21 protein-coding genes are annotated in these 21072 nt (G+C 66.6%); 9 read left to right on the top strand and 12 right to left on the bottom strand.

Annotated features, from left to right (window positions below):
• Positions 1 to 27 precede the first annotated feature (27 nt).
• Positions 28 to 660 (top strand): response regulator, encoded by a 633-nt coding sequence (locus I8J34_RS09930; RefSeq protein WP_214361243.1) that lies wholly within the window; start codon positions 28 to 30, stop codon positions 658 to 660.
• Between the two features lie 73 nt (positions 661 to 733).
• Here I8J34_RS09930 and rpoS read toward each other — a convergent pair whose 3' ends face one another.
• From rpoS to I8J34_RS09900, 6 genes are all read right to left on the bottom strand, one after another.
• Positions 734 to 1669, bottom strand: coding sequence for an RNA polymerase sigma factor RpoS (rpoS, locus tag I8J34_RS09925; RefSeq protein WP_214361242.1), 936 nt, complete (start codon positions 1667 to 1669; stop codon positions 734 to 736).
• An 11-nt stretch (positions 1670 to 1680) separates the two neighbouring features.
• Positions 1681 to 2634, bottom strand: coding sequence for a peptidoglycan DD-metalloendopeptidase family protein (locus tag I8J34_RS09920; protein WP_230411784.1), 954 nt, complete (start codon positions 2632 to 2634; stop codon positions 1681 to 1683).
• Positions 2631 to 3296: a protein-L-isoaspartate(D-aspartate) O-methyltransferase gene (locus I8J34_RS09915; RefSeq protein WP_230411788.1), complete on the bottom strand. Its 666-nt coding sequence runs from the start codon at positions 3294 to 3296 to the stop codon at positions 2631 to 2633. Before I8J34_RS09915 ends, I8J34_RS09920 begins: the two co-directional genes overlap by 4 nt.
• The gene (gene surE, locus I8J34_RS09910; protein ID WP_214361240.1) at positions 3293 to 4033 is read right to left on the bottom strand and encodes a 5'/3'-nucleotidase SurE; all 741 of its coding nucleotides are present in this window, start codon (positions 4031 to 4033) and stop codon (positions 3293 to 3295) included. Before surE ends, I8J34_RS09915 begins: the two co-directional genes overlap by 4 nt.
• Before the next feature lie 122 nt (positions 4034 to 4155).
• A complete protein-coding gene (locus tag I8J34_RS09905) occupies positions 4156 to 5391 on the bottom strand; it encodes a CaiB/BaiF CoA transferase family protein (RefSeq protein ID WP_214361239.1) in 1236 nt (411 codons plus the stop codon).
• An 8-nt stretch (positions 5392 to 5399) separates the two neighbouring features.
• Complete coding sequence (locus I8J34_RS09900) at positions 5400 to 6584, bottom strand: acyl-CoA dehydrogenase (protein ID WP_214361238.1); 1185 nt, start codon at positions 6582 to 6584, stop codon at positions 5400 to 5402.
• A gap of 153 nt (positions 6585 to 6737) precedes the next feature.
• On the opposite strand from I8J34_RS09900, the gene I8J34_RS09895 reads away from it, so the two are divergent.
• The 3 genes from I8J34_RS09895 to I8J34_RS09885 all read left to right on the top strand — a co-directional run bounded on the left by I8J34_RS09895 (position 6738) and on the right by I8J34_RS09885 (position 8830).
• Entirely contained in the window at positions 6738 to 7679 is a 942-nt protein-coding gene (locus I8J34_RS09895; protein WP_214361237.1) for a LysR family transcriptional regulator, read from the top strand.
• A 133-nt stretch (positions 7680 to 7812) separates the two neighbouring features.
• On the top strand, positions 7813 to 8661 hold the full coding sequence (gene nadC / locus I8J34_RS09890) for a carboxylating nicotinate-nucleotide diphosphorylase (protein WP_214361236.1): 849 nt from the start codon (positions 7813 to 7815) through the stop codon (positions 8659 to 8661).
• A 31-nt stretch (positions 8662 to 8692) separates the two neighbouring features.
• A complete protein-coding gene (locus tag I8J34_RS09885; protein ID WP_214361235.1) occupies positions 8693 to 8830 on the top strand; it encodes a hypothetical protein in 138 nt (45 codons plus the stop codon).
• A 66-nt stretch (positions 8831 to 8896) separates the two neighbouring features.
• On the opposite strand, the gene I8J34_RS09880 is transcribed toward I8J34_RS09885, so the two are convergent.
• The 4 genes from I8J34_RS09880 to I8J34_RS09865 form a co-directional block, all read right to left on the bottom strand.
• Positions 8897 to 9526 (bottom strand): SAM-dependent methyltransferase, encoded by a 630-nt coding sequence (locus I8J34_RS09880; protein WP_214361234.1) that lies wholly within the window; start codon positions 9524 to 9526, stop codon positions 8897 to 8899.
• 2 nt (positions 9527 to 9528) lie between these two features.
• Positions 9529 to 10986, bottom strand: a complete 1458-nt coding sequence (gene thrC / locus I8J34_RS09875; RefSeq protein ID WP_214361233.1) for a threonine synthase — start codon at positions 10984 to 10986, stop codon at positions 9529 to 9531.
• 47 nt (positions 10987 to 11033) lie between these two features.
• Entirely contained in the window at positions 11034 to 12347 is a 1314-nt protein-coding gene (locus I8J34_RS09870; RefSeq protein ID WP_214361232.1) for a homoserine dehydrogenase, read from the bottom strand.
• 128 nt (positions 12348 to 12475) lie between these two features.
• The gene (locus I8J34_RS09865) at positions 12476 to 13786 is read right to left on the bottom strand and encodes a pyridoxal phosphate-dependent aminotransferase (RefSeq protein ID WP_304513278.1); all 1311 of its coding nucleotides are present in this window, start codon (positions 13784 to 13786) and stop codon (positions 12476 to 12478) included.
• Positions 13787 to 13926: 140 nt separating this feature from the next.
• Between I8J34_RS09865 and I8J34_RS09860 the strand changes: the two genes are divergently transcribed.
• The 4 genes from I8J34_RS09860 (at position 13927) to I8J34_RS09845 (ending at position 18293) form a co-directional block, all read left to right on the top strand.
• Complete coding sequence (locus I8J34_RS09860) at positions 13927 to 14304, top strand: Mth938-like domain-containing protein (RefSeq protein ID WP_214361231.1); 378 nt, start codon at positions 13927 to 13929, stop codon at positions 14302 to 14304.
• A gap of 86 nt (positions 14305 to 14390) precedes the next feature.
• Positions 14391 to 14846 (top strand): peroxiredoxin, encoded by a 456-nt coding sequence (locus tag I8J34_RS09855; RefSeq protein WP_214361230.1) that lies wholly within the window; start codon positions 14391 to 14393, stop codon positions 14844 to 14846.
• A 69-nt stretch (positions 14847 to 14915) separates the two neighbouring features.
• A complete protein-coding gene (locus I8J34_RS09850; protein ID WP_214361229.1) occupies positions 14916 to 16328 on the top strand; it encodes a PhoH family protein in 1413 nt (470 codons plus the stop codon).
• 189 nt (positions 16329 to 16517) lie between these two features.
• Entirely contained in the window at positions 16518 to 18293 is a 1776-nt protein-coding gene (locus I8J34_RS09845) for a DEAD/DEAH box helicase (RefSeq protein WP_214361228.1), read from the top strand.
• 9 nt (positions 18294 to 18302) lie between these two features.
• Here the strand turns inward: I8J34_RS09845 and I8J34_RS09840 are convergent, their stop codons facing one another.
• Positions 18303 to 19526 (bottom strand): methyltransferase, encoded by a 1224-nt coding sequence (locus tag I8J34_RS09840; RefSeq protein WP_230411783.1) that lies wholly within the window; start codon positions 19524 to 19526, stop codon positions 18303 to 18305.
• 56 nt (positions 19527 to 19582) lie between these two features.
• Between I8J34_RS09840 and I8J34_RS09835 the strand changes: the two genes are divergently transcribed.
• Positions 19583 to 19981: a thioredoxin family protein gene (locus I8J34_RS09835; RefSeq protein WP_214361227.1), complete on the top strand. Its 399-nt coding sequence runs from the start codon at positions 19583 to 19585 to the stop codon at positions 19979 to 19981.
• A 60-nt stretch (positions 19982 to 20041) separates the two neighbouring features.
• Here the strand turns inward: I8J34_RS09835 and I8J34_RS09830 are convergent, their stop codons facing one another.
• Positions 20042 to 21067: a hypothetical protein gene (locus I8J34_RS09830; RefSeq protein WP_214361226.1), complete on the bottom strand. Its 1026-nt coding sequence runs from the start codon at positions 21065 to 21067 to the stop codon at positions 20042 to 20044.
• Positions 21068 to 21072: the final 5 nt, after the last annotated feature.

Here is a 21072-nt window from a genome sequence, read left to right as displayed (position 1 = left end):
AAGGCCGCCAGGGAGAATGTCCAGAAAATGACCACCGTGCTCATCGCTGACGACCATGCGGTAGTCCGCAGCGGACTGCGGCAATTTCTCGCCTCCACCACCGACCTGAAGATCACCGCCGAGGCATGCAACGGCCAGGATGTGCTGCAACAGATCGGCCCGTCGAAGTGCGACATCCTGTTGCTCGACATCAATCTGCCCGACCTGAACGGCCTGGAAGTCCTCAAGCGCGCAAAACGCCTGCGGCCCGATCTGCCGGTGCTGGTATTCAGCATGTTTTCCGAAGACGAATTTGCCGTGCACGCGCTCAATGCCGGTGCCTCGGGCTATCTGAACAAGGACAGCCCGCCGGCGCAGATCCTGCAGGCGCTGCGCACCGTGGCCAGCGGCGCGCGTTACCTCAGCCCGGCGCTGGCGGAGAAGCTCTTGAGCGGAAATCTGGGGAGGGGGAAGGCGCTGCCGCACGAAACCCTGTCGCCGCGCGAGAACGAAGTCATGCTGGCTCTGAGCCGGGGAATCGCCCTCACCCGCATCGCTCAACAACTGAATCTCAGCGTCAAGACCATCAGCACCTATCGCACGCGGGTGCTCGAAAAGCTCAACCTGAACAGCAATGCGGACATCACCCGCTATGTGCTCGAGCACAAGCTGGACACCTGACCCGCCCGATCGACCGTGAGTGCGACGTAGAGGGAGGTGGCCGCCAGCACCGTGTGCCGGCGGCCGCGACCGATCAGAGCAGGGAATCCTTCGACATGCCGTGACGCTTGACGATGCGGCGCAACTGGCCGAGCGCTTCGAGCTGGATCTGGCGCACCCGCTCGCGGGTCAGATCGAGCTGGCCGGCCAGCTCTTCGAGGGTCTGCACCTCGACCCCGTCCAGACCATAGCGGTGGCGCACCACCAGGCGCTGCTTCTCGTTGAGCATGTTGATCCATTCGCGGATCAGCGTCTCGACTTCGAGGTCGTGGATCTGCGCATCCGGCGAGGTGACCTGGTCGTCGCGCAGCGACTCGCCGATCGACAGCGAGGGGTCCACATCCAGCGGCGCATCCAGCGACGCGGTGTGCTCGTTGAGCGCCAGCATGGCGCGCACGGTCTCTTCGGTCTTGCCCAGCTCGCGCGCGACCTCCTCGACCAGCGTGTCGCGCTTGCCGGCCGCCTCGACACGGCGGCAGGCGCGCAGCACCTGGTTGAGCTCCTTGACCACGTGCACCGGCAGGCGGATGGTGCGCGACTGGTTCATGATGGCGCGCTCGATGTTCTGGCGGATCCACCACGTGGCGTAGGTCGAGAAACGGAAGCCGCGCTCGGGGTCGAACTTTTCGAGCGCATGCATGAGACCGAGGTTGCCCTCCTCGACCAGATCGAGCAGCGGGATGCCGCGGTTCAGGTAGTGCTTGGCGATATTGACGACCAGGCGCAGGTTGCGCTCGATCATGATCTGGCGGGCCTCGAAATCGCCCTTGCGCACCCGACGCGCCAGGGCGGCCTCTTCTTCGGCCGTGAGCAGCGGATTGGCGCCGATATCGTTCAGATACAGCTGGGTGACGTCGCTGAGAAACTCGCTCTCGAAAGACGGCGCCGGCGTTTCGACGAAGGCTTCGACCTCTGGGGGCAGATCCGGCGTTTGATCGTCAACTTCTTCGTTCAATGCCGGATCGTACATGCCTTGCCCTCCTAGCGTTTGGGTAGATAGGTCAGCGGATCGACCGGTTTGCCGCGACGGCGGATCTCGAAATGCAACTTGGGTCGATCCGAATCCGTCTGGCCCAGTTCGGCGATCGTCTGCCCCTGAGTCACCGTTTCGCCCTCTTTGACCAGCAGGGTCTTGTTGTGTGCATACGCGCTGAGATAGTCAGCATCGTGCTTGATGATGACGAGTTTTCCATAGCCGCGCAAGCCAGCCCCGGCGTATACGACGCGCCCGCCGGACGACGCGCGCACCGGGTCGCCGAGCTTGCCGGCGATGTCGATGCCCTTGGTCTCGCCGTTGGCAAAAGTGCTGACCACCTTGCCGCTGGCCGGCCACAACCATTCGGAACTGCCGGCCGCCGCAGGCGGCGGTGTCGGCTTGCCGGCCGGTGCCGCGGGCGGCGTGGCGGCGGGTTTCGGCGCCGAAACCGGCGGCGTTTGGCGCAAGCGCGCCCAGGCCGCGTCGGAATAGGGTTCGACAATGGCCAGCGGGCCGGTCTTGAGGCCGGCGGCGGCAGGCGCTTCGGGGGCCGTGGCAGGCGCCGCGGGCGTTGCCGAGGTGCTGCCGGGCATGGCGCCGATCGGCGATTGGCCGATCACCACCGGGGTGACGGTCACGCCGTCGGGCGGCGCCACGCGCACCGTCTGGCCGACGGAAATCTGGTTCGGATCGGCCATCTGGTTCCATTCGGCCAGCTCTTTGAATGTGTAACCAAATTTTTGCGCGATGCGATTGAGCGTATCGCCGGCCTGCACCACGTAGGTGGTCGGCTGCTGCGGCGCGGCATCGGTGCCGGACGCGGGGGCTGCGGCGTCGGCCGGTGCCTCAGGCACCATGTTGCGATCGCTGACCGGCGCAGACATGTGGGTGGCGCAGCCACCCAGGCTCAGGATCAGCACCGGCAGGAAAAGTCGGGTCAGGCATTGCATCATTGTCATTCCGTACCACCCAGCAGAGGCACAAAGCGGACGGCATCCAGGCGCGTTTCGCGGAACTGCCGGCCCTGGCGCTCTACCAGGATCAGATATTGTTGTCGGCCACCGACCGGCACCAGCGCCCGGCCATCGGGCGCCAGCTGCGCCTTGATCGCTTCGGGCACGCCATCGGCAGCCGCGGCGGCGGAGATGATGGTGTCGAACGGCGCCGCTTCGGGCAGGCCAAGCATGCCGTCGGCGTATTTCAATCGTACATTGGGCAGGCGCAGGTGTCGCAGATTGACGCGCGCACGATCGAGCAGCGGACGGATCCGCTCCACCGCGTACACATCGGTGCACAAATGCGACAGCACGGCGGCCTGGTAGCCGCAGCCGGCGCCGATTTCGAGCGTCTTGCCCATCTCGCGCCCGTCACGCAGGATCTCGGCCATGCGGGCGACGATGAAGGGCTGCGAAATGGTCTGCTGGAAACCGAGCGGCAGGGCGGTGTCTTCGTAGGCGCGCGAGGCCAGGGCCTCCTCGACGAACACATGGCGCGGCACCTGCAACAAGGCGTTGAGCACCTTCTCGTCGCGGATGCCCATCTCGCGCACACGATCGACCATGCGCGCCCGGGCACGCGCGGCCAGGGCGAGGTTCTGGGCCGGAGAGCGCACGCCGATCATGCCAGCCATGTCGCGACGGTGGACATCTGAGCGGCGTGGGTCAGGTCGATCTGCAAGGGGGTGATCGACACGAATCCGTCGGCCACCGCTTTGAAATCGGTCCCGTCGCCGGCATCCTGCGCTTCGCCGGCCGGGCCGATCCAGTAGATGGTTTCGTTGCGCGGCGAGAGGCTCTTGATGACCGGCTCGGCCTTGTGGCGACGCCCCAGGCGGGTCACCTTCATGCCTTTGATGTCACCTACCGCGCCCTCGGGCACATTGACGTTGAGCAGCACCGGCTGGCGCATCGGCTGGCGCTTAAAGCGGTCGGCCAGTTCGGCGGCGATCTGCGCCGCGGCGGTGAAGTCTTGCGGGTTCTTGCTGGCCAGCGAGACGGCCATCGAGGGCACGCCGAGCAGATAGCCCTCGGTGGCCGCGGCGACGGTGCCGGAATAGATGGTGTCGTCACCCATGTTGGCGCCATGGTTGATGCCGGAGACGACCATGTCGGGCAAGGTGTCGAGCATGCCGGTGACGGCCAGGTGCACGCAGTCGGTGGGCGTGCCATTCACATGGTAGAAGCCGTTGGCGCCGCGACGCAGCGACAGCGGCCGGTCGAGCGTGAGCGAGTTGCTCGCGCCACTGCGGTCGCGCTCGGGCGCCACCACGGTCACCTCGCCGACCTGCGCGAGGGCGGCGGCCAAGGCCTCGATACCGGGCGCAAAATAGCCATCGTCGTTGCTGATCAGGATTCGCACGATCGCGTGTTCTCGCTTGCGGGTTGGGGCGCAGCCCGCTGCGAGCCGGCGCCGGAATCAGCGCCGCAGTTTAGCACAGGCATCGCGTTCGCCATGTCGGCAAACGCGATGCCGCTCGGGACTCAAACGATCTTCTGCGCCTTGAGATCGGCCAGCGCGTCGGCCGACAGGCCCAGCACCTCGGCCAGTACGCGATCGGTGTCGCAGCCGAGCAGCGGCGGCGCGTTGCGGTAGCTCACCGGCGTGTCCGACAGGCGGATCGGGCACCCCACCTGCGGCACCTGGCCGGCCAGCGGATGCGGCAGATCGACACGCATGCCGCGCGCCTGCACCTGCGGGTCGTCGAACACGTCGGCCACGGTGTTGATCGGTCCGCAAGGCACGGCCCGCGATTCGAGCCGGGCGATCCACTCGGCGGTGCTGCGCGTCACCGTCAGGGCATTGAGCTTGGGGATCAGTTCGTTGCGGTGCGCCACCCGCGCCGCATTGGTGGCAAAGCGCGGGTCGGTGGCCAGTGCCGGCTGCCCCGCACTTTCGCAGAAGCGGGCGAACTGGGCGTCGTTGCCGATGGCCAGGATCATGTAGCCGTCGGCGGTCGGGAAGTCCTGGTAGGGCACGATGTTGGGGTGCGCGTTGCCCAGGCGCTGCGGCGCCTTGCCGCTGGTGAGGTAGTTCATGGCCTGGTTGGCCAGGCAGGCGACCTGCACGTCGAGCAGCGCCAGATCGATGTGCTGGCCGTCGCCGGCGCGGAATCCGTCGCGATCACGATGCGCAATGGCCGCCAGCACGGCGTTGGAGGCATACAGGCCGGTGAGGATGTCGGTCAGCGCCACGCCGACCTTCATCGGCCCGCCGCCCTCGGCCTCGTCCGGCCGGCCGGTCAGGCTCATCAGCCCGCCCATGCCCTGGATCAGGAAGTCGTAGCCGGCGCGCGGCGCGTAGGGCCCGGTCTGGCCGAAGCCGGTGATCGAGCAATACACCAGTTTCGGATTCACCTGGCGCAGGCTGGCGTAGTCGAGCCCGTATTGTTTGAGGCCGCCGACCTTGAAGTTCTCGATCAGCACATCGCTCTTGGCCGCCAGGTCGCGCACCAGCCGCTGCCCATCCGGCGACGTGATGTCGATGGTGACCGAACGCTTGTTGCGGTTGGCGCCCAGGTAATAGGCGGCTTCGCTGGTCGGCTGGCCGCTTTCGTCGGCCAGGTAGGGCGGCCCCCAGTGGCGGGTGTCGTCGCCGACGCCAGGGCGCTCGATCTTGATGACCTCGGCACCGAGATCGGCCAGCAGCTGGCTGGCCCACGGCCCCGCAAGAATGCGCGACAGATCCAGCACGCGCAGGTGTGACAGTGCGCCAGCCATGCTCGGCCTCAGTTCGCGAAGGCGGGGATGTCGGTGATGGCGCGGCCGATGATCAGCGCGTGCACATCGTGCGTGCCCTCGTAGGTGTTGACCACTTCGAGGTTGACCACATGGCGGATCACGCCGAATTCGTCCGAGATGCCGTTGCCGCCGAGCATGTCGCGCGCCATGCGGGCGATGTCCAGCGACTTGCCGCAGGAATTGCGCTTCATGATCGAGGTGATCTCCACCGCGGCGTTGCCCTCCTCCTTCATCCGCCCCAGGCGCAGGCAGCCCTGCAGGCCGAGGGTGATTTCGGTGAGCATGTCGGCCAGCTTCTTCTGGATCAACTGATTGGCGGCCAGCGGACGGCCGAACTGCTTGCGGTCCAGGGTGTACTGGCGGGCGGTTTCGTAGCAGAACTCCGCCGCGCCGAGCGCGCCCCAGGCGATGCCGTAGCGCGCCGAGTTGAGGCAGGTGAAGGGACCGCGCAGACCGGTGACGTCGGGGAACATGTTCTCTTCGGGCACGAACACTTCGTCCATCACGATCTCGCCGGTGATCGAGGCGCGCAGGCCGACCTTGCCGTGGATCGCCGGGGCACTCAGCCCCTTCCAGCCCTTTTCGAGGATGAAGCCGCGAATCTTGCCGTCTTCGGTCTTGGCCCACACCACGAACACGTCGGCGATCGGGCTGTTGGTGATCCACATCTTGCTGCCGGAGAGCGAATAGCCGCCGTCGACCTTCTTGGCGCGGGTGGCCATCGAGCCGGGGTCCGAGCCATGGTTGGGCTCGGTCAGGCCGAAACAGCCGACCCACTCGCCGGTTGCCAGCTTGGGCAGGTACTTCTGCTTCTGCGCCTCGGTACCGAATTCGTTGATCGGCACCATCACCAGCGAGGACTGCACGCTCATCATCGAGCGATAGCCCGAATCGACACGCTCGATCTCGCGGGCGATCAGGCCGTAGGCCACGTAATTGAGGCCAGCGCCGCCGTATTGCTCGGGAATTGTCGGGCCGAGCAGGCCCAGTGCGCCCATCTCGTTGAAGATTTCGCGGTCGGTGCGCTCGTGGCGGAAGGCATCCTGCACGCGCGGCAGCAGCTTGTCCTGGCAATAGGCACGGGCGGTGTCGCGCACCATGCGCTCTTCGTCGGTCAGCTGCGTGTCCAGCAGCAAGGGGTCGGCCCAGTCGAATCTCGGGTTGGCGCTCATCTCATCTCCTCCGGCAAATCATGGTCGGTTCGGGCGCCCGCGGCGCAGCGATCTCTGACACCGATCATAGGAGTGGGCGCGCCCCGGCGCAAACGAGAATTTCGCACCTTTTTGTGCAAAACTCTCACTCCGTAACTTCAAGTGAGATCATCCATGAGACGCAAGATTCCCAGCACCAACGCGCTGGTGGCGTTCGAATCGGCCGCCCGCCACGAAAGCTTCACACGTGCCGCAGAAGAACTCTCGCTCACTCAAGGCGCCGTTTGCCGGCAGATCGCCAGTCTCGAGGAATTCGTCGGCGTCGCCCTGTTCAAGCGTGCGCGACGCGGCGTCAAACTCACCGAGGCCGGGCTCGGCTACAGCCGCCAGATCGCCAGCCGGCTCGACGCGGTCGAGCGCGACACGCTGTCGATCATGAGCCACCACGCCGGCGGGCGCAGCATCGAGCTGGCCGTGGTGCCGACCTTCGCCACCCGCTGGCTGCTGCCGCGCCTGCCGGACTTCCTCGCCCAGCACCCCGAGGCGGCGGTCAACCTCACCACCCGCACCCGCCCCTTCCTGTTTGCCGAGACCGAATTCGACGCGGCGATCTACTTCGGCGATGCCGACTGGCCCGGCGCACACGCGCACTTCCTGATGCAGGAGAATCCAGTGCCGGTATGCAGCCCACGCCTGTTGCCCGACGGGCCGACCAGCGCCGCCGCCCTGGCCGAACTGCCGCTGCTGCAACAGAGCACCCGCCCCTACGCCTGGCGGCAGTGGTTCGACGCACAAGGTGTGCGAGCCGCACGCGACCTGCACGGCCCGCGGCTGGAGCTGTTCTCGATGCTGGCCCAGGCGGCCATGCACGACATGGGCCTGGCCCTCATCCCCCCCTTCCTGATCCAGGACGAACTGGCCAGCGGCCGACTGATGGTGGCGGTCGATGCCACCTACGACAGCGGCAAGGCCTATTACCTCATGATCCCCGAACGCCAAACCGAGGCCGCCCTGCTCGGCGCCTTCCGCCATTGGCTACAGGCGCAGATCGCCGCCTATCTGGGTCAGGCCGCGCCTGGGCCAAGCGCGGCCCGGCCGAACGACAGCGGCAATTAGATCGACGCCGATCCGTCCCATCCCGTTCGCAGGCGCGACGAATGCAAACGACACCGACATGAGCCGTTCAAGCCCATGCCTTGGCGATTTGCAGTGATAGAATGCACACCCGATCATACAGAGCGCCTCCCGCATGGAATCCATCGAGCAACTCCGGGTTGAAATCCAGCGCAGCGTGGCTGCCGCCCTGGCCGAGGACATCGGCACCGGCGACCTCACGGCACGGCTGATTCCCAACGCCTCCGAAGCGCGCGGCCGGGTCATCACCCGCGAAGACGCCGTGCTGTGCGGCACCGACTGGTTCAACGCCGCCTTCGAAACCCTCGACCCCACCGCCACCATCCTGTGGCACGCCAAGGACGGCGACCGGGTCGAAGCCGGCCAGAGCCTGTGCGACGTGATCGCCGGCGCCCGTGCGCTGCTCACGGCCGAACGGGCCGCGCTCAACTTCCTGCAACTGCTGTCGGGCACCGCCACCCTCACCCGCCGCTACGTGGACACCGTGGCCGGCACCCGCGCCAAGATCGTCGACACCCGCAAGACCCTGCCCGGCCTGCGCCTGGCGCAGAAATACGCGGTGGGCGTCGGCGGCGGCACCAACCACCGCATCGGCCTCTACGACGGCATCCTGATCAAGGAAAACCACATCATCGCCGCCGGTGGCGTGGCCGAAGTGCTGGCCGAGGCGCAGCGCATCGCGCCGTCCAACGTGTTCATCGAGATCGAGGTCGAGACGCTGGACCAACTCGCCGCCGCGCTCGATGCCGGCGCCCGCATGATCCTGCTCGACAACATGACGCTCGAACAGATGGCCGAGGCGGTGCGCATCACCGACGGCAAGGCCGAGCTCGAAGCGTCGGGCGGGGTCAGCCTCGACCGCGTGCGTGCCATCGCCGAAACCGGCGTCGATCGCATTTCCATCGGCGGTCTGACCAAGGATGTCCGTGCCATCGACTTGTCGCTGCGTCACGTCGAGGGCTGACCTGCAACATCATCCGATCCGAGGATTCCGAATGCTGTTTGCGCTCTACTACATCTTTGCGATCACCGTCCTGGTCCTGCATTTCAGCGGTTTCCTGGCGCGGCGCAACCTTGAGTGGTTGCTCTACGTGGTGGCCATCACGGTCTTCCCCGCGGTGATCTACCTCTAGTGCAAGCGCACAAGTCAAAGGGCACCCGCGGGTGCCCTTTGTCGTTGACCGTGGCGCCCGAAACGCTCAATCCGCCACGCGCTGCACCACCACATCCACCAGCGCCGACATGCCCTTGTGCCCGGCACCTTCGTCGATCACCGACTCATGGGTGCGCAGCAACACGATCTCGTGCGCGGCGAAAGCGTCGAGCAGCAGGGATTCGGTGTACAGGTTCTCGACCGCCGACGGACCGCCGGTGCCGTACTCGAGCTGCTTCGGCGTATAGCCCTGCAGCAACAGCAGGCCACCCGGGCGCAGCGCCGACATCATGCGTGCGAACAGCGCCGGGCGCTGCGCCGGTCTGGCGAACTGGATGAAGATCGCCACCACGGCGTCGTAGGCCGCCTCGGGCCAGGCCCAGTCGAAGACATCGGCCTCGATCAGATTGATCGTCACCTGGCGCTCGCGCGCCAGCTGGCGGCTCTTGGCCACGGCCGCCGGCGCGAATTCCAGCGCGTCGACCCGATGCCCGGCTTCGGCGAGAAACACGCTGTTGCGCCCCTCGCCGTCGGCCACCGACAGCACCTCGCTACCCGGCGGCAAGCGCCCGACCTCTCGCACCAGGAAGTCGTTCGGATCCCGCCCGAACACAAAGCCTTCGCCGGCCGCCGCGAAGCGGTCGTTCCAGAAGGCCTTGGGATCGGGAGTCGTCATCCTCAAACCGCCACGTGCGCCTGGATGAAGGCCTTGACGGCGTTCACGTCGACCGGCATCACCTCGCAGCGCTGCGGCAGGCTTTCGAGATGGGCGAAGCCGTCGGGTCGCGGCGGCTCTTCGCCCAGCGCCTCGCGGATGGTTTCCTCGAACTTGACCGCCTGCGCGGTCTCGAGCACCAGCACCGGCACGGCCTCGTCACGATAAGCTTCGGCCACTTTCAGGCCATCGGCGGTGTGGGTGTCGACCACCACGCCGTAGGCCGCACGGGTGGCACGGATGGTCGCCAGCCGGTCAGCATGCGAGCTGCTGCCGGAGACGAAACCGAAGCCGGCCAGCGCGTCGCGATATGGCGTCTGGTTGAGATCGAAGCTGCCTTCCGATTCGAGCGTGCGCCACAGGTCGCGTACCACGGCCGGGTCGCGCCCGACCAGGTCGAAGACGAAGCGCTCGAAGTTGGAGGCCTTGGAGATGTCCATCGACGGGCTGGACGTCACATGCGTCTCGGCCGAGCTGCGCGGGCGATACACGCCGGTGCGGAAGAACTCGTCGAGCACGTCGTTTTCGTTGGTGGCGCAGATCAGGCGGCGGATCGGCAAGCCCATCATGCGCGCAATGTGACCGGCGCAGATATTGCCGAAGTTGCCCGAGGGCACAGCCATGTCGACCTGCTGGTCGTTGCTGGCGGTGGCGCCGAAATAGCCGGCGAAGTAGTAGACGATCTGTGCGGCGACCCGGCCCCAGTTGATCGAGTTGACCGCACCGATCTTGTACTTGGCCTTGAAGGCATGGTCGTTCGACACCGCTTTGACGATGTCCTGGGCGTCGTCGAACATGCCTTTGACGGCGATGTTGAAGATGTTTTCGTCCTGCAGCGAATACATCTGCGCGCGCTGGAAGGCGCTCATGCGCCCGTGCGGCGAGAGCATGAACACACGCACATTGTGCTTGCCGCGCATCGCGTATTCGGCGGCCGAGCCGGTGTCACCCGAGGTAGCGCCGAGAATGTTGGTCTGCTCGCCGCGCTGCTCGAGCACATACTCGAACAGGTTGCCGAGCAGCTGCATGGCCATGTCCTTGAAGGCCAGCGTGGGGCCGTTGGACAGCTCGAGCAGCGCCAGGCCGCCTTTATGGTCGCTCCCCTCACCGGCGTCCAGCCAGGTCACCGGCGTGATCGCGGTCGCATCGCTGCCGGCGCGGGTGTTGCCATACACCTCGGCGGTGTAGGTCTTGCGGCAGATGGCGCGCAAGTCCTCGGCGGGGATGTCGTCGATGAAATGCGACAGGATTTCGAAGGCCAGATCGGCGTAGGGCAAGCTGCGCCAGCGGGCCAGGTCGTCGGTGCTGACCTGCGGATAGCTTTCGGGCAGATACAGGCCGCCGTCGGGCGCCAGGCCGCCGAGCAGGATGTCGCAGAACGGCAGGTCGGGCGCCTGCCCCCGGGTAGAGAGATAACGCATGAGTGTCACCAGAGGGCGGGTGGCACGCGGCCACCCGCCGGGAGAGATTAACGGTCGAGTTGCTCGATACGCAGACGGGTCACCGGCGCGCTCACCACTGACAGGGCCTCGATCTTGGCCACGGCGGCATCGGCCTGCTTTTCGACGGTCTCGTGGGTGAGCAGGATGATGTCGGCCTGCGACGCGCCCTCGGCCGGTTCCTTCTGGATCATCGCATCGATGGAGATGTCGTTGTCCGCCAGGATACGGGTGATGTCGGCCAGCACGCCCGGCTTGTCGTCGACACGCAGGCGCATGTAGTAGCCGCAACGCGTCTCGGACACCGGCAGCACCTTGAGGTCGACCAACTGGTCGGGCTGAAAGGCCAGGTGCGGCACGCGGTGCTCGGGGTCGGCGGTGTGCATGCGGGTGACGTCGACCAGGTCGGCGATCACCGCACTGGCGGTCGGCTCGTCGCCGGCGCCCTTGCCGTAGTAGAGCGTGGCGCCGACGGCGTCGCCCTGCACCAGCACCGCATTCATCGCGCCCTCGACATTGGCCAGCAGGCAGCGCGCCGGGATCAGCGTCGGATGCACGCGCAGCTCGACACCGTCCTCGCGCATGCGGGCGATGCCCAGGAGCTTGATCCGGTAGCCCATCTGCTCGGCATAGGCGATATCGGCCGCCTGCAGCTTGGTGATGCCCTCGATGTGTGCGCGCTCGTACTGCATCGGCACGCCGAAGGCGATCGAGGCCATGATGGTGGCCTTGTGCGCAGCATCGTTGCCCTCGATGTCGAAGGTCGGGTCGGCCTCGGCATAGCCGAGCGCCTGCGCCTCCTTGAGCACGGCGTCGAAGGGCAAGCCCTTGTCGCGCATCTCGGAGAGGATGAAGTTGGTGGTGCCGTTGATGATGCCGGCCAGCCACTGGATACGGTTGGCGGTGAGGCCTTCGCGCAGCGCCTTGATGATCGGGATGCCACCAGCCACGGCGGCCTCGAAGGCCACCATCACGCCCTTGCGCTGGGCCGCGGCGAAGATCTCGTTGCCGTGCGTGGCGACCAGCGCCTTGTTGGCGGTCACCACGTGCTTGCCGTTCTCGATGGCCGTCATGACCAGATCCTTGGCCACGGTACAGCCGCCGATCAATTCGACGATGATGTCGATCTCGGGATCGCGGGCCACTGCGAACGCATCACCAACGACCTTGGCCTGCCCTTGCACGATGGACTCGGCACGAGCGGTATCCCGGTCGGCCACGGTGGTAATGCTGATCGGACGGCCCGCACGGCGGGTAATCTCCTCAGCGTTACGGGTAAGGACGGTCCAGGTGCCGCCGCCAACAGTGCCGATGCCCAGCAGGCCAACATTGATCGGTTTCATCGCAGTGTTTTCTTGAAGTCAGTACAACATGGTCAACACCCCCGGCAACGCACCGGGGAACAAGAACGCGGCCACCACGGCGCGGAATCTCCGGGTGGCCGACGTGTTTCAATCGCGCGGCGGAGCCATCAACAGCGATGCAGCCCCTTGCGGTAATTGTCGAGGAAGCGCGCGATACGGCCGACCGCGTCGCGCAGATCTTCTTCATGCGGCAGGAACACCACCCGGAAGTGGTCGGGCTGATGCCAGTTGAAGCCGCTGCCCTGCACCAGCAACACCTTTTCGGCCTCCAGCAGCTTGAGGATGAACTGCTGGTCGTCCTCGATCGGGTACATGTTCAGATCGAGCTTGGGGAACAGGTATAGCGCGGCCTTGGGCTTGACGCAGCTGACCCCCGGAATCTGGGTGATCAGGTCGTAGGCCAGATCGCGCTGACGGGTCAGCCGGCCTTCGGGCGCGATCAGCTCTTCGATGCTCTGATAGCCGCCCAGCGCGGTCTGGATGCCCCACTGCGCCGGCACGTTGGCGCACAGGCGCATCGAGGCGAGCATGTCGAGCCCCTCGATGTAGTCGCGCGCATGGCGCTTCTCGCCGGAGACGATCATCCAGCCGGCGCGGTAGCCGCATGCACGGTAATTTTTCGACAGTCCGTTGAAGGTCACGCAGAGGACATCATCGGCCAGCGATGCGATCGAGGTATGGGTTTCGCCGTCGTAGAGCACCTTGTCGTAGATTTCGTCGGCAAAGACGATCAGCTGGTGCTGGCGCGCGATCTCGATCAGCGCCTGCAGGAGCTCGGTCGGATACAGCGCGCCGGTCGGGTTGTTCGGGTTGATGATGACCAGCGCCCGGGTGTTCGGCGTGATCTTGCGGCGGATGTCCGCCAGATCGGGCAACCAGCCGGCCTGTTCGTCGCAGACATAGTGCACCGGCGCACCGCCGCCGAGGCTGACCGCGGCCGTCCACAGCGGGTAGTCCGGCGCCGGCACCAGCACCTCGTCGCCGTTGTTGAGCAGCGCCTGCATCGACATGACGATCAGCTCGGAGGCACCGTTGCCGATGTAGATGTCCTCGATGCCCACCCCGGCGATCTTCTTCTGCTGGGTGTAGTGCATCACCGCCTTGCGCGCCGAGAACAGGCCCTTGGAATCCGAATAGCCGGCCGCATCGCGCAGGTTGTGGATCACGTCCACCACGATTTCTTCCGGCGCCTCGAAACCGAAGTGCGCCAGGTTGCCGATGTTCAGCTTGGTGATGCGATGGCCTTCGTCTTCCATCTGCTTGGCGCGACGCAGGACGGGCCCGCGAATGTCGTAGCAGACCTCCGACAGCTTGTGGGACTTGTGCACCGCCCGCAAGGCGGCGGCGTCGGCGCGGGCGGCTGCGCCCTGTACTTCACCGATCGGCTCTGCCACCTTGAGATTGGGCGTCTTGCTCATCATCTTCCCCTGTCGAAAGGACGCTGGCTGCATCAATTGCTGCAACGCAAAAACCTTGCGTTTGGCCAGAAAATCAAAAGATTGTAATCTACCCCAAGCCAGTCGCCCCCGGCAAATCCTGCCCGCATCGTGCACCGCCCATGAAACTCCAACCCGACACCATCACCGACAAGAACGTCATCACCGGCTACGGCCCCGAGTTCGTTCAAGTCAACGGCGCCGACTATCGCGGCAATCTGGCCGTCCTGCCCGACCGCATCGAAGCCGGCTGGACGGCCGGCGGTTTCGACGCGCTGAGCGCGGCCGATTTCGCCACTCTGGCCGCGCTCGGCTGCGAAGTGCTGTTGATCGGCACCGGCGAGCGCCAGCGCTTCCCGTCGCCGGCACTGCTGCGGCCGCTGATCGAGGCGCGCATCGGCTTCGAGATCATGGACGTGCCGGCCGCCTGCCGCACCTACAACATCCTCGTGGGCGAAAACCGAAACGTCGCCGCGGCCCTGCTCTTCGACCCGGGCTGACGCCTCCGGCGCAAAACCCTCGCGCGATTGTCATCGCGGCGGAATGTCGATTACCCTGCGGTGAAACCCCATCGACAGGAGCTCTCATGATCGACCAACGCGTCCCCGACATCGCCCTGCCGGCCACCAACGCGCAGACCATCCGGCTCCCCGCGCTGCGCGGCAAGATCGTCGTGCTGTACTTCTACCCCAAGGACAACACCCCCGGCTGCACCAACGAGACGCGCGATTTCGGCGCCCTCTATCCGCAGTTCGACGCCGCCGGCGCCGTGGTGCTGGGCGTCTCGCGCGACAGCCTCAAGTCGCACGAAAACTTCAAGGCCAAGCTTGAACTGCCGTTCGAACTCCTTGCCGACACCGAGGAGGTCGCCTGCCAGGCTTTCGACGTGATCCGCATGAAGAACATGTACGGCAAGCAAGTGCGTGGCATCGAGCGCAGCACCTTCGTGATCGACCGCGAAGGCGTGGTGCGCCGCGAGTGGCGCAAGGTCAAGGTCGACGGTCATGCCGAGGAGGTGCTCCACTTCGTCCATTCCCTCTGATTCCCGCGGGGCGGCCCCGAGCCTTCCGCCCCTGGCGCCACCGAACACCGATCCCCTGCCGGAGCCTGCATGGTCACCAAACGCGCATCGAAATCGCTGAAAAGCAAGCTGTTCGTTCTCGACACCAATGTGCTGATGCACGACCCCACCAGTCTGTACCGCTTCGAAGAGCACGACATCTTCGTGCCGATCATGACGCTCGAAGAGCTCGACGGAAACAAGAAAGGCATGTCCGAAGTGGCCCGCAACGCGCGTCAGGCCAGCCGCATGCTCGACGAAATCGTCCGCGCCTGCCCCAACGGCATCGAGGACGGCATCGACCTCACCGAGCCCTCGCGCCGCCAGGCCACCGGCCGCCTGTTCCTGCAGACCGAGGCCATCGACCTGCACCTGCCGCCGGGCCTGCCCACCGGCCGCGGTGACAACCACATCCTGGCCGTCGTCAGCTTCCTGGCCAAACGCTTCCTCAAGCGCCCGGTGATCCTGGTGTCGAAAGACATCAACATGCGCATCAAGGCGCGTGCGCTGGGCCTGGAGGCGCAGGACTACTTCAACGACAAGGTGCTCGAAGACACCGACCTGCTGTATGCCGGCGCCCGCGAACTGCCGGCCGACTTCTGGGACACCCATGGCGCCGGCCTCGAATCCTGGAAGGACGAGCGGCACACCTACTACCGCCTGCACGGCCCGCTGGCCAGCGCGCTGACCAACAACGAATTCGTCTTCGACACCACCTCCGAGCCGCCCTTCGACGCCTGGGTGACCGAGCAGGACGGCCCCACCGTGGTGCTCGAAACGCTCACCGACTACAGCCACCAGAAGAACAACATCTGGGGCATCACCGCGCGCAACCGGGAGCAGAACTTCGCCCTCAACCTGCTGATGAATCCGGAGATCGACTTCGTCACCCTGCTCGGCCAGGCCGGCACCGGCAAGACGCTGCTGACCCTCGCCGCGGGCCTCACGCAGGTGCTCGACGCCAAGCGCTACAGCGAAATCATCATGACCCGTGTCACCGTGCCGGTGGGCGAAGACATCGGCTTCCTGCCCGGCACCGAGGAAGAGAAGATGACGCCCTGGATGGGCGCACTCGAAGACAACCTCGACGTGCTCAACGGCGCCACCAACGAGGGCGGCGAATGGGGCCGTGCCGCCACGCACGACCTGATCCGCTCGCGCATCAAGGTCAAGAGCCTCAACTTCATGCGCGGGCGCACCTTCATCAACAAATACCTGATCATCGACGAGGCACAGAACCTCACGCCCAAGCAGATGAAGACCCTCATCACCCGCGCCGGCCCCGGCACCAAGGTGGTGTGCCTGGGCAACATCGCGCAGATCGACACGCCCTATCTCACCGAGGGCAGTTCGGGCCTTACCTTCGTCGTCGACCGCTTCAAGGGCTGGCCGCACTCCGGCCATATCACCCTGCAGCGCGGCGAGCGTTCCCGCCTGGCGGATCACGCCGCCGAGGTGCTGTAACCGCATCGGGCCACCGGCCGGCGACGGCCGGTGGCCCGCGCGCATCCCGATGCCGCAGCTGGCGCAGTAGTCAGGGCGCTGCACTGCAACATCCCAGGATTTCATTTTACTTTCAGCGCGTTATAGCGGATACTGGCTGGTTTCCCGTCGCCCGTTGCGCCCGGGGATGCCAGAGACCACGAGGCCCGCATGACAACGTCCGACCAGACACCCACCACTTTCGCCGCCCTGGGGCTATCCGCCCCGATTCTGACTGCCCTGTCGGAGATCGGCTACGAAACCCCGTCGCCCATCCAGGCGGCGTGCATCCCTCACCTGATGGCCGGCGGCGACGTCCTCGGCGAAGCCCAGACCGGCACCGGCAAGACCGCTGCCTTCGCGCTGCCGGCGCTCGAGCGCATCGACGCCTCGCGCCGCACCCCGCAAATTCTCGTGCTGACGCCGACCCGCGAGCTGGCCATCCAGGTGGCCGAAGCCTTCCAGACCTACGCCCGCTACCTGCGCGACTTCCATGTGGTGCCGCTCTACGGTGGCCAGAGCATGGTGGTGCAGCTGCGCCAGCTCACGCGCGGCGCGCAAGTCATTGTCGGTACGCCGGGCCGTCTGATGGACCACCTCAAGCGCGGCAGCCTCAAGCTCGACGATCTGAAAGTGATGGTGCTCGACGAAGCCGACGAAATGCTGCGCATGGGCTTCATCGAAGACGTCGAGTGGATTCTCAGCCATACCCCGAGCAGCCGCCAGACCGCGCTGTTCTCGGCCACCATGCCCTCGGTCATCCGCAGTGTGGCCCAGCGCCACCAGCGCAACCCGGCCGAGATCAAGATCAAGTCGGCCACCAGCACCGTGGCGGCCATCCGCCAGAGCTACTGGATGGTGCGTGGCCATGACAAACTCGACGTGCTGACCCGCATCCTCGAAGCCGAAGACGAGCTCGATGCCGCCATCGTCTTCGTACGCACCAAGGTCGCCACCGACGAGCTGGCCAACAAGCTCGAAGCGCGCGGCCATGCCGCCGCCGCCCTCAACGGCGACATGACCCAGGGCCTGCGCGAGCGCGTCATCAACCAACTCAAGTCGGGCCAGATCGACATCGTCGTGGCCACCGACGTGGCCGCCCGCGGCATCGACGTGCCGCGCGTCAGCCACGTGATCAACTACGACGTCCCCTACGACACCGAAGCCTATGTGCACCGCATCGGCCGCACCGGTCGCGCCGGGCGCACCGGCCACGCGATCCTGTTCATCACGGCCCGCGAACAGCGCATGCTGCGCGCCATCGAACATGCCACGCGCCAGAAGATCGCCCTGCTCACGCTGCCGACGCGCAGCGAGATGGCCGACCGCCGCGTGTCCAAGTTCAAGCAGGAAGTGCTCGACGTGCTGGAGAAGGAAGAGCTGCATTTCTTCATGGAAGTGGTCGGCCAGATCCGCGACGAAAACGACCTGAAGGCCCACTCCATCGCCGCCGCACTGGCCTTCATGGCCCAGCGCGACAAGCCGCTGCAACTCGACGCTGCCAAGGGCGCCGAGCTGCCGACCAGCGGCGAAGTGCGCACGCCGCGCGAAAACCGCGACGAAATCCTCAGCCGCCGCCGCGACGCCGCCGACGGCAAGCTGCGCCCCTACCGCATCGCGGTCGGCCGCCAGCATGGCGTCACGCCCAAGGAAATCGTCGGCGCCATCGCCAACGAGGGCGGGCTGTCGGGCGGCCAGATCGGTCAGATCCATCTGTTCGACGACTTCAGCCTGGTCGAGCTGCCCAGCGACCTGTCCAACGACACGCTGGCCACGCTCAAGCGCACCCGCGTGTGCCAGCAGGCGCTGAACATTCAGGCCGACGACACCACGCCGATTCCGGCCAAGCGCTTCGGCACCAAGCCCGGTGCCAGCAAGCGCCCGGGCGCACCCAAGAAGTCGTTCAAGGGCGGTAAGCCCTTCGTCAAGCGTCCGCTGAAAGAATAAGCCGCTCGATCATGCCCGCGCCGCCTGCACCAGCAGGTTGCGCGGCGTGAGCGCCCGGTCGCAGAACTGGCCGAGCCGCACCCGGTAGCCGGCCGCCGTCAGGCCGAGCGCCAGATCCCCCACTAGCCACAGCTCCAGCGCGCGTCGAAACACATGGCGCACCAGCTCGTAACGCGCCACCTGCGCCTGGCGTGCCCAGCCGATCGCCAGCCAGTCCGCCCAGCGCAGGCTGTCGGGCAAGGCCAGCGCTTCGCGCGCGGCCAGCAGACGGCAGAACTCGTCGAACGCCAACCGCGACCACGCCGCCGGCACCGGTCGGAACGGTCGGTAGGGCGAGCCCTCCAGCGCTTGGCGCAGGGCGATGAAACCGAGCTTGTAGGCCCGCGCCTGGCCCTGAGCGCGCCGCTCGCGGCCGGTGGCGGTCACGGTGTCGGTCAGTGCCAGGCGCAGATCGCCGGCATCGAGATCGAGCGCGGCCGTCACCGACAGCGGTCGATAGCGCTCGCCCACCCCCCGGTCGTAACAGCACGGCGCAATACTGAAACCCTCGGCCCCGCCCTGCGCTGCCCGCCGCACCAAGCTGCGGTGCAGCTCACCACAGGCATGCAGCGCCACCACATGATGGCCGGCCACCCGCGCCTGCCCCGCATCGGACAAGGCATCGGCACACACGCTGTGTTGCACCCGGCGCGCCCGCAGCGCCAGGCGGGCGCATTCGGCCGACAGGGCCGGATCGATTTCCAGGCTCGTCACCGCCACCCCGCCCGCGCCCAGTCGCCGCCCCAAGTGCCCCTTGCCGGCGCACCACTCCAGTACCGGCACCTCCATCGGTCCGACCGCGGCGGCGAAAGCCTCGATCTGCTCGCGCTTGCGGCCAGGAATCGCCCAGTCGAAGTGGGCATCGCAGGGCGGCAAGGCGTGGCGTTCGCACGGCTCGACCACGGTCAGCCGCGCCAGAACCGCCAAGGCCGGCAGCTGCGCCGAGACCCAGGCCAGGGCCGCCGCCTCGTCGGCCTGCAGCCGCACCAACTCGGCCTCGTCCAGCCGCAGCACCGCTGTCTGCAGGGCCGGAAACCGCGGCGTCCAGGCCGGCGTATCGACGCAGAACGGCCGGGGCCGCCACACCTCGGCGTAGTCTTCGAGCAGCGCTTGCAGGGCCAGAAAACGGTCGGTCAGATCCATGGCGGCGAACGATACGCCGTTGGCGGGCGCTGGCAAGTGGATCCGTCGCATGGCGCCCGCCCGGCAGATACGGTATAAGCGGGACGACCGACTGAACGAATCGCCCCATGAACCCGCTGGTCAATCTCGATGATCCTGCCGATGTCGCCGACGCCCTCTCGCGCGAGTGGCTGGTGGCCTGCCTGTGCGCCGAATGGTGCGGCACCTGCCGCGAGTATCGCGACGGCTTTGCCGCGCTGCAGGCGCAGTTTCCGCAGGCCGCCTTCCTGTGGGTGGACATCGAGACCCATGCCGAGTGGGCCGACGAGATGGACATCGAGAACTTCCCGACGCTGATGATCCAGCAGGGCGAGGCGGTGCGCTTCCTTGGCACCATGCTGCCCTACCCGGCGCATCTACAGCGCGCGCTGGAGACCCTGCTCAACGCGCCGGACGGCGACGCGCGCCGCCCCGGCGAGGATGTGCCGCTCGATCTGCGCGAACTGCTGCGGATGCAGGCCGGTTGAGCCAGCGCTCAGACGCAGTGAGGCAAGCGTGGCGAGCGCAGTCGATCGGCGCACAACCTCTCAGGAGTCGATCTCGGGGCGCAGCAGGGGTGCCAGCCGCGCCGGCGCCTTCATGGCCTGCTCGAACACCTCCGAGAAGGACACCGGGCGCTGCGGCTTGAGCGTCAGGCGGATGCTGTCCTCCTCGCCGCTGACGAACTGGATCAGGGTGGCGCAGGCCTTTTTGCGATCGCCCACGTCATCGACCGGCAGATCCTTTTCGCAATCGCCGCGCGCGTTGCCGATATCGGCCTGGAAGCGCTTGTCGCGCTGCGCCGCGGCCGAGCCATCGGCCGGCGACACCGGGATCCCGTAGCGCTTGTGCAAGGCGATGCTGCGCTTGATGTAGCCATCGTCGCGCAGGGCCGCCTCGAGATGCTTGAGCCGCACCTCGCCGATCGATTCGAGCATCTGCAAGGCCATGGCCAGACCGGGCGGCGGACCACCGCCGCGCCCGCGCCGGGGTCGCGCCTCGCCGCCCAGTGCAAACGCCGACGGGCTTGCCTCGCCCTCGGCCAAGCGGGCCAGCGCGCCGACACGTTCGAGCGCCAGATCGAGGCGGGCCTTCATCACCTCGGGTTGGTCCACCTCCAGCGCCAGCGTCATGGCGTCGTCGTCGAGGTCCATCTCCCAATGCAGGGTCACGGTGGCCGGCGGCAGCTGCGAGCGCCCGCTGGCCTGCACGAACTCGACGCCGCCGAGCGGGCTGAAGCCCTCGCCGGTGGCCACTCCGTGCATCCGGACCTCGGCCCGCTTGCGGCGGGGTTCGTCGATGAAGTCGTCGATGTCGATCCGCGCGATGCGCACGTCGCCCTCGCCCATGCCACCTTCGATGCGCACCTCGTCCAGGCGCACGCTGCCGCCGAAGGGCGAGGCCGACACGGCTTCCCAGCGCACCTGGTCGCGCATGCCATGAGTGTCGAGCATCTGCTCAATGGCCGCTTCGGCCTTGCCGTCGGCCACCTGGCCGAGGACCACCCAGCCCACCACCAGCGCAACGGCCACGCCACCGCCGGCCAGCATCAGGTTTCGTTGATTCATCGCCATGGTGT

It is taken from the genome of Denitromonas iodatirespirans (assembly GCF_018524365.1).
Taxonomy (GTDB): Bacteria; Pseudomonadota; Gammaproteobacteria; order Burkholderiales; family Rhodocyclaceae; genus Nitrogeniibacter; species Nitrogeniibacter iodatirespirans.
Note: the sequence above shows the minus strand (reverse complement) of the source record. Positions and strands in the feature narration are given on the sequence as shown.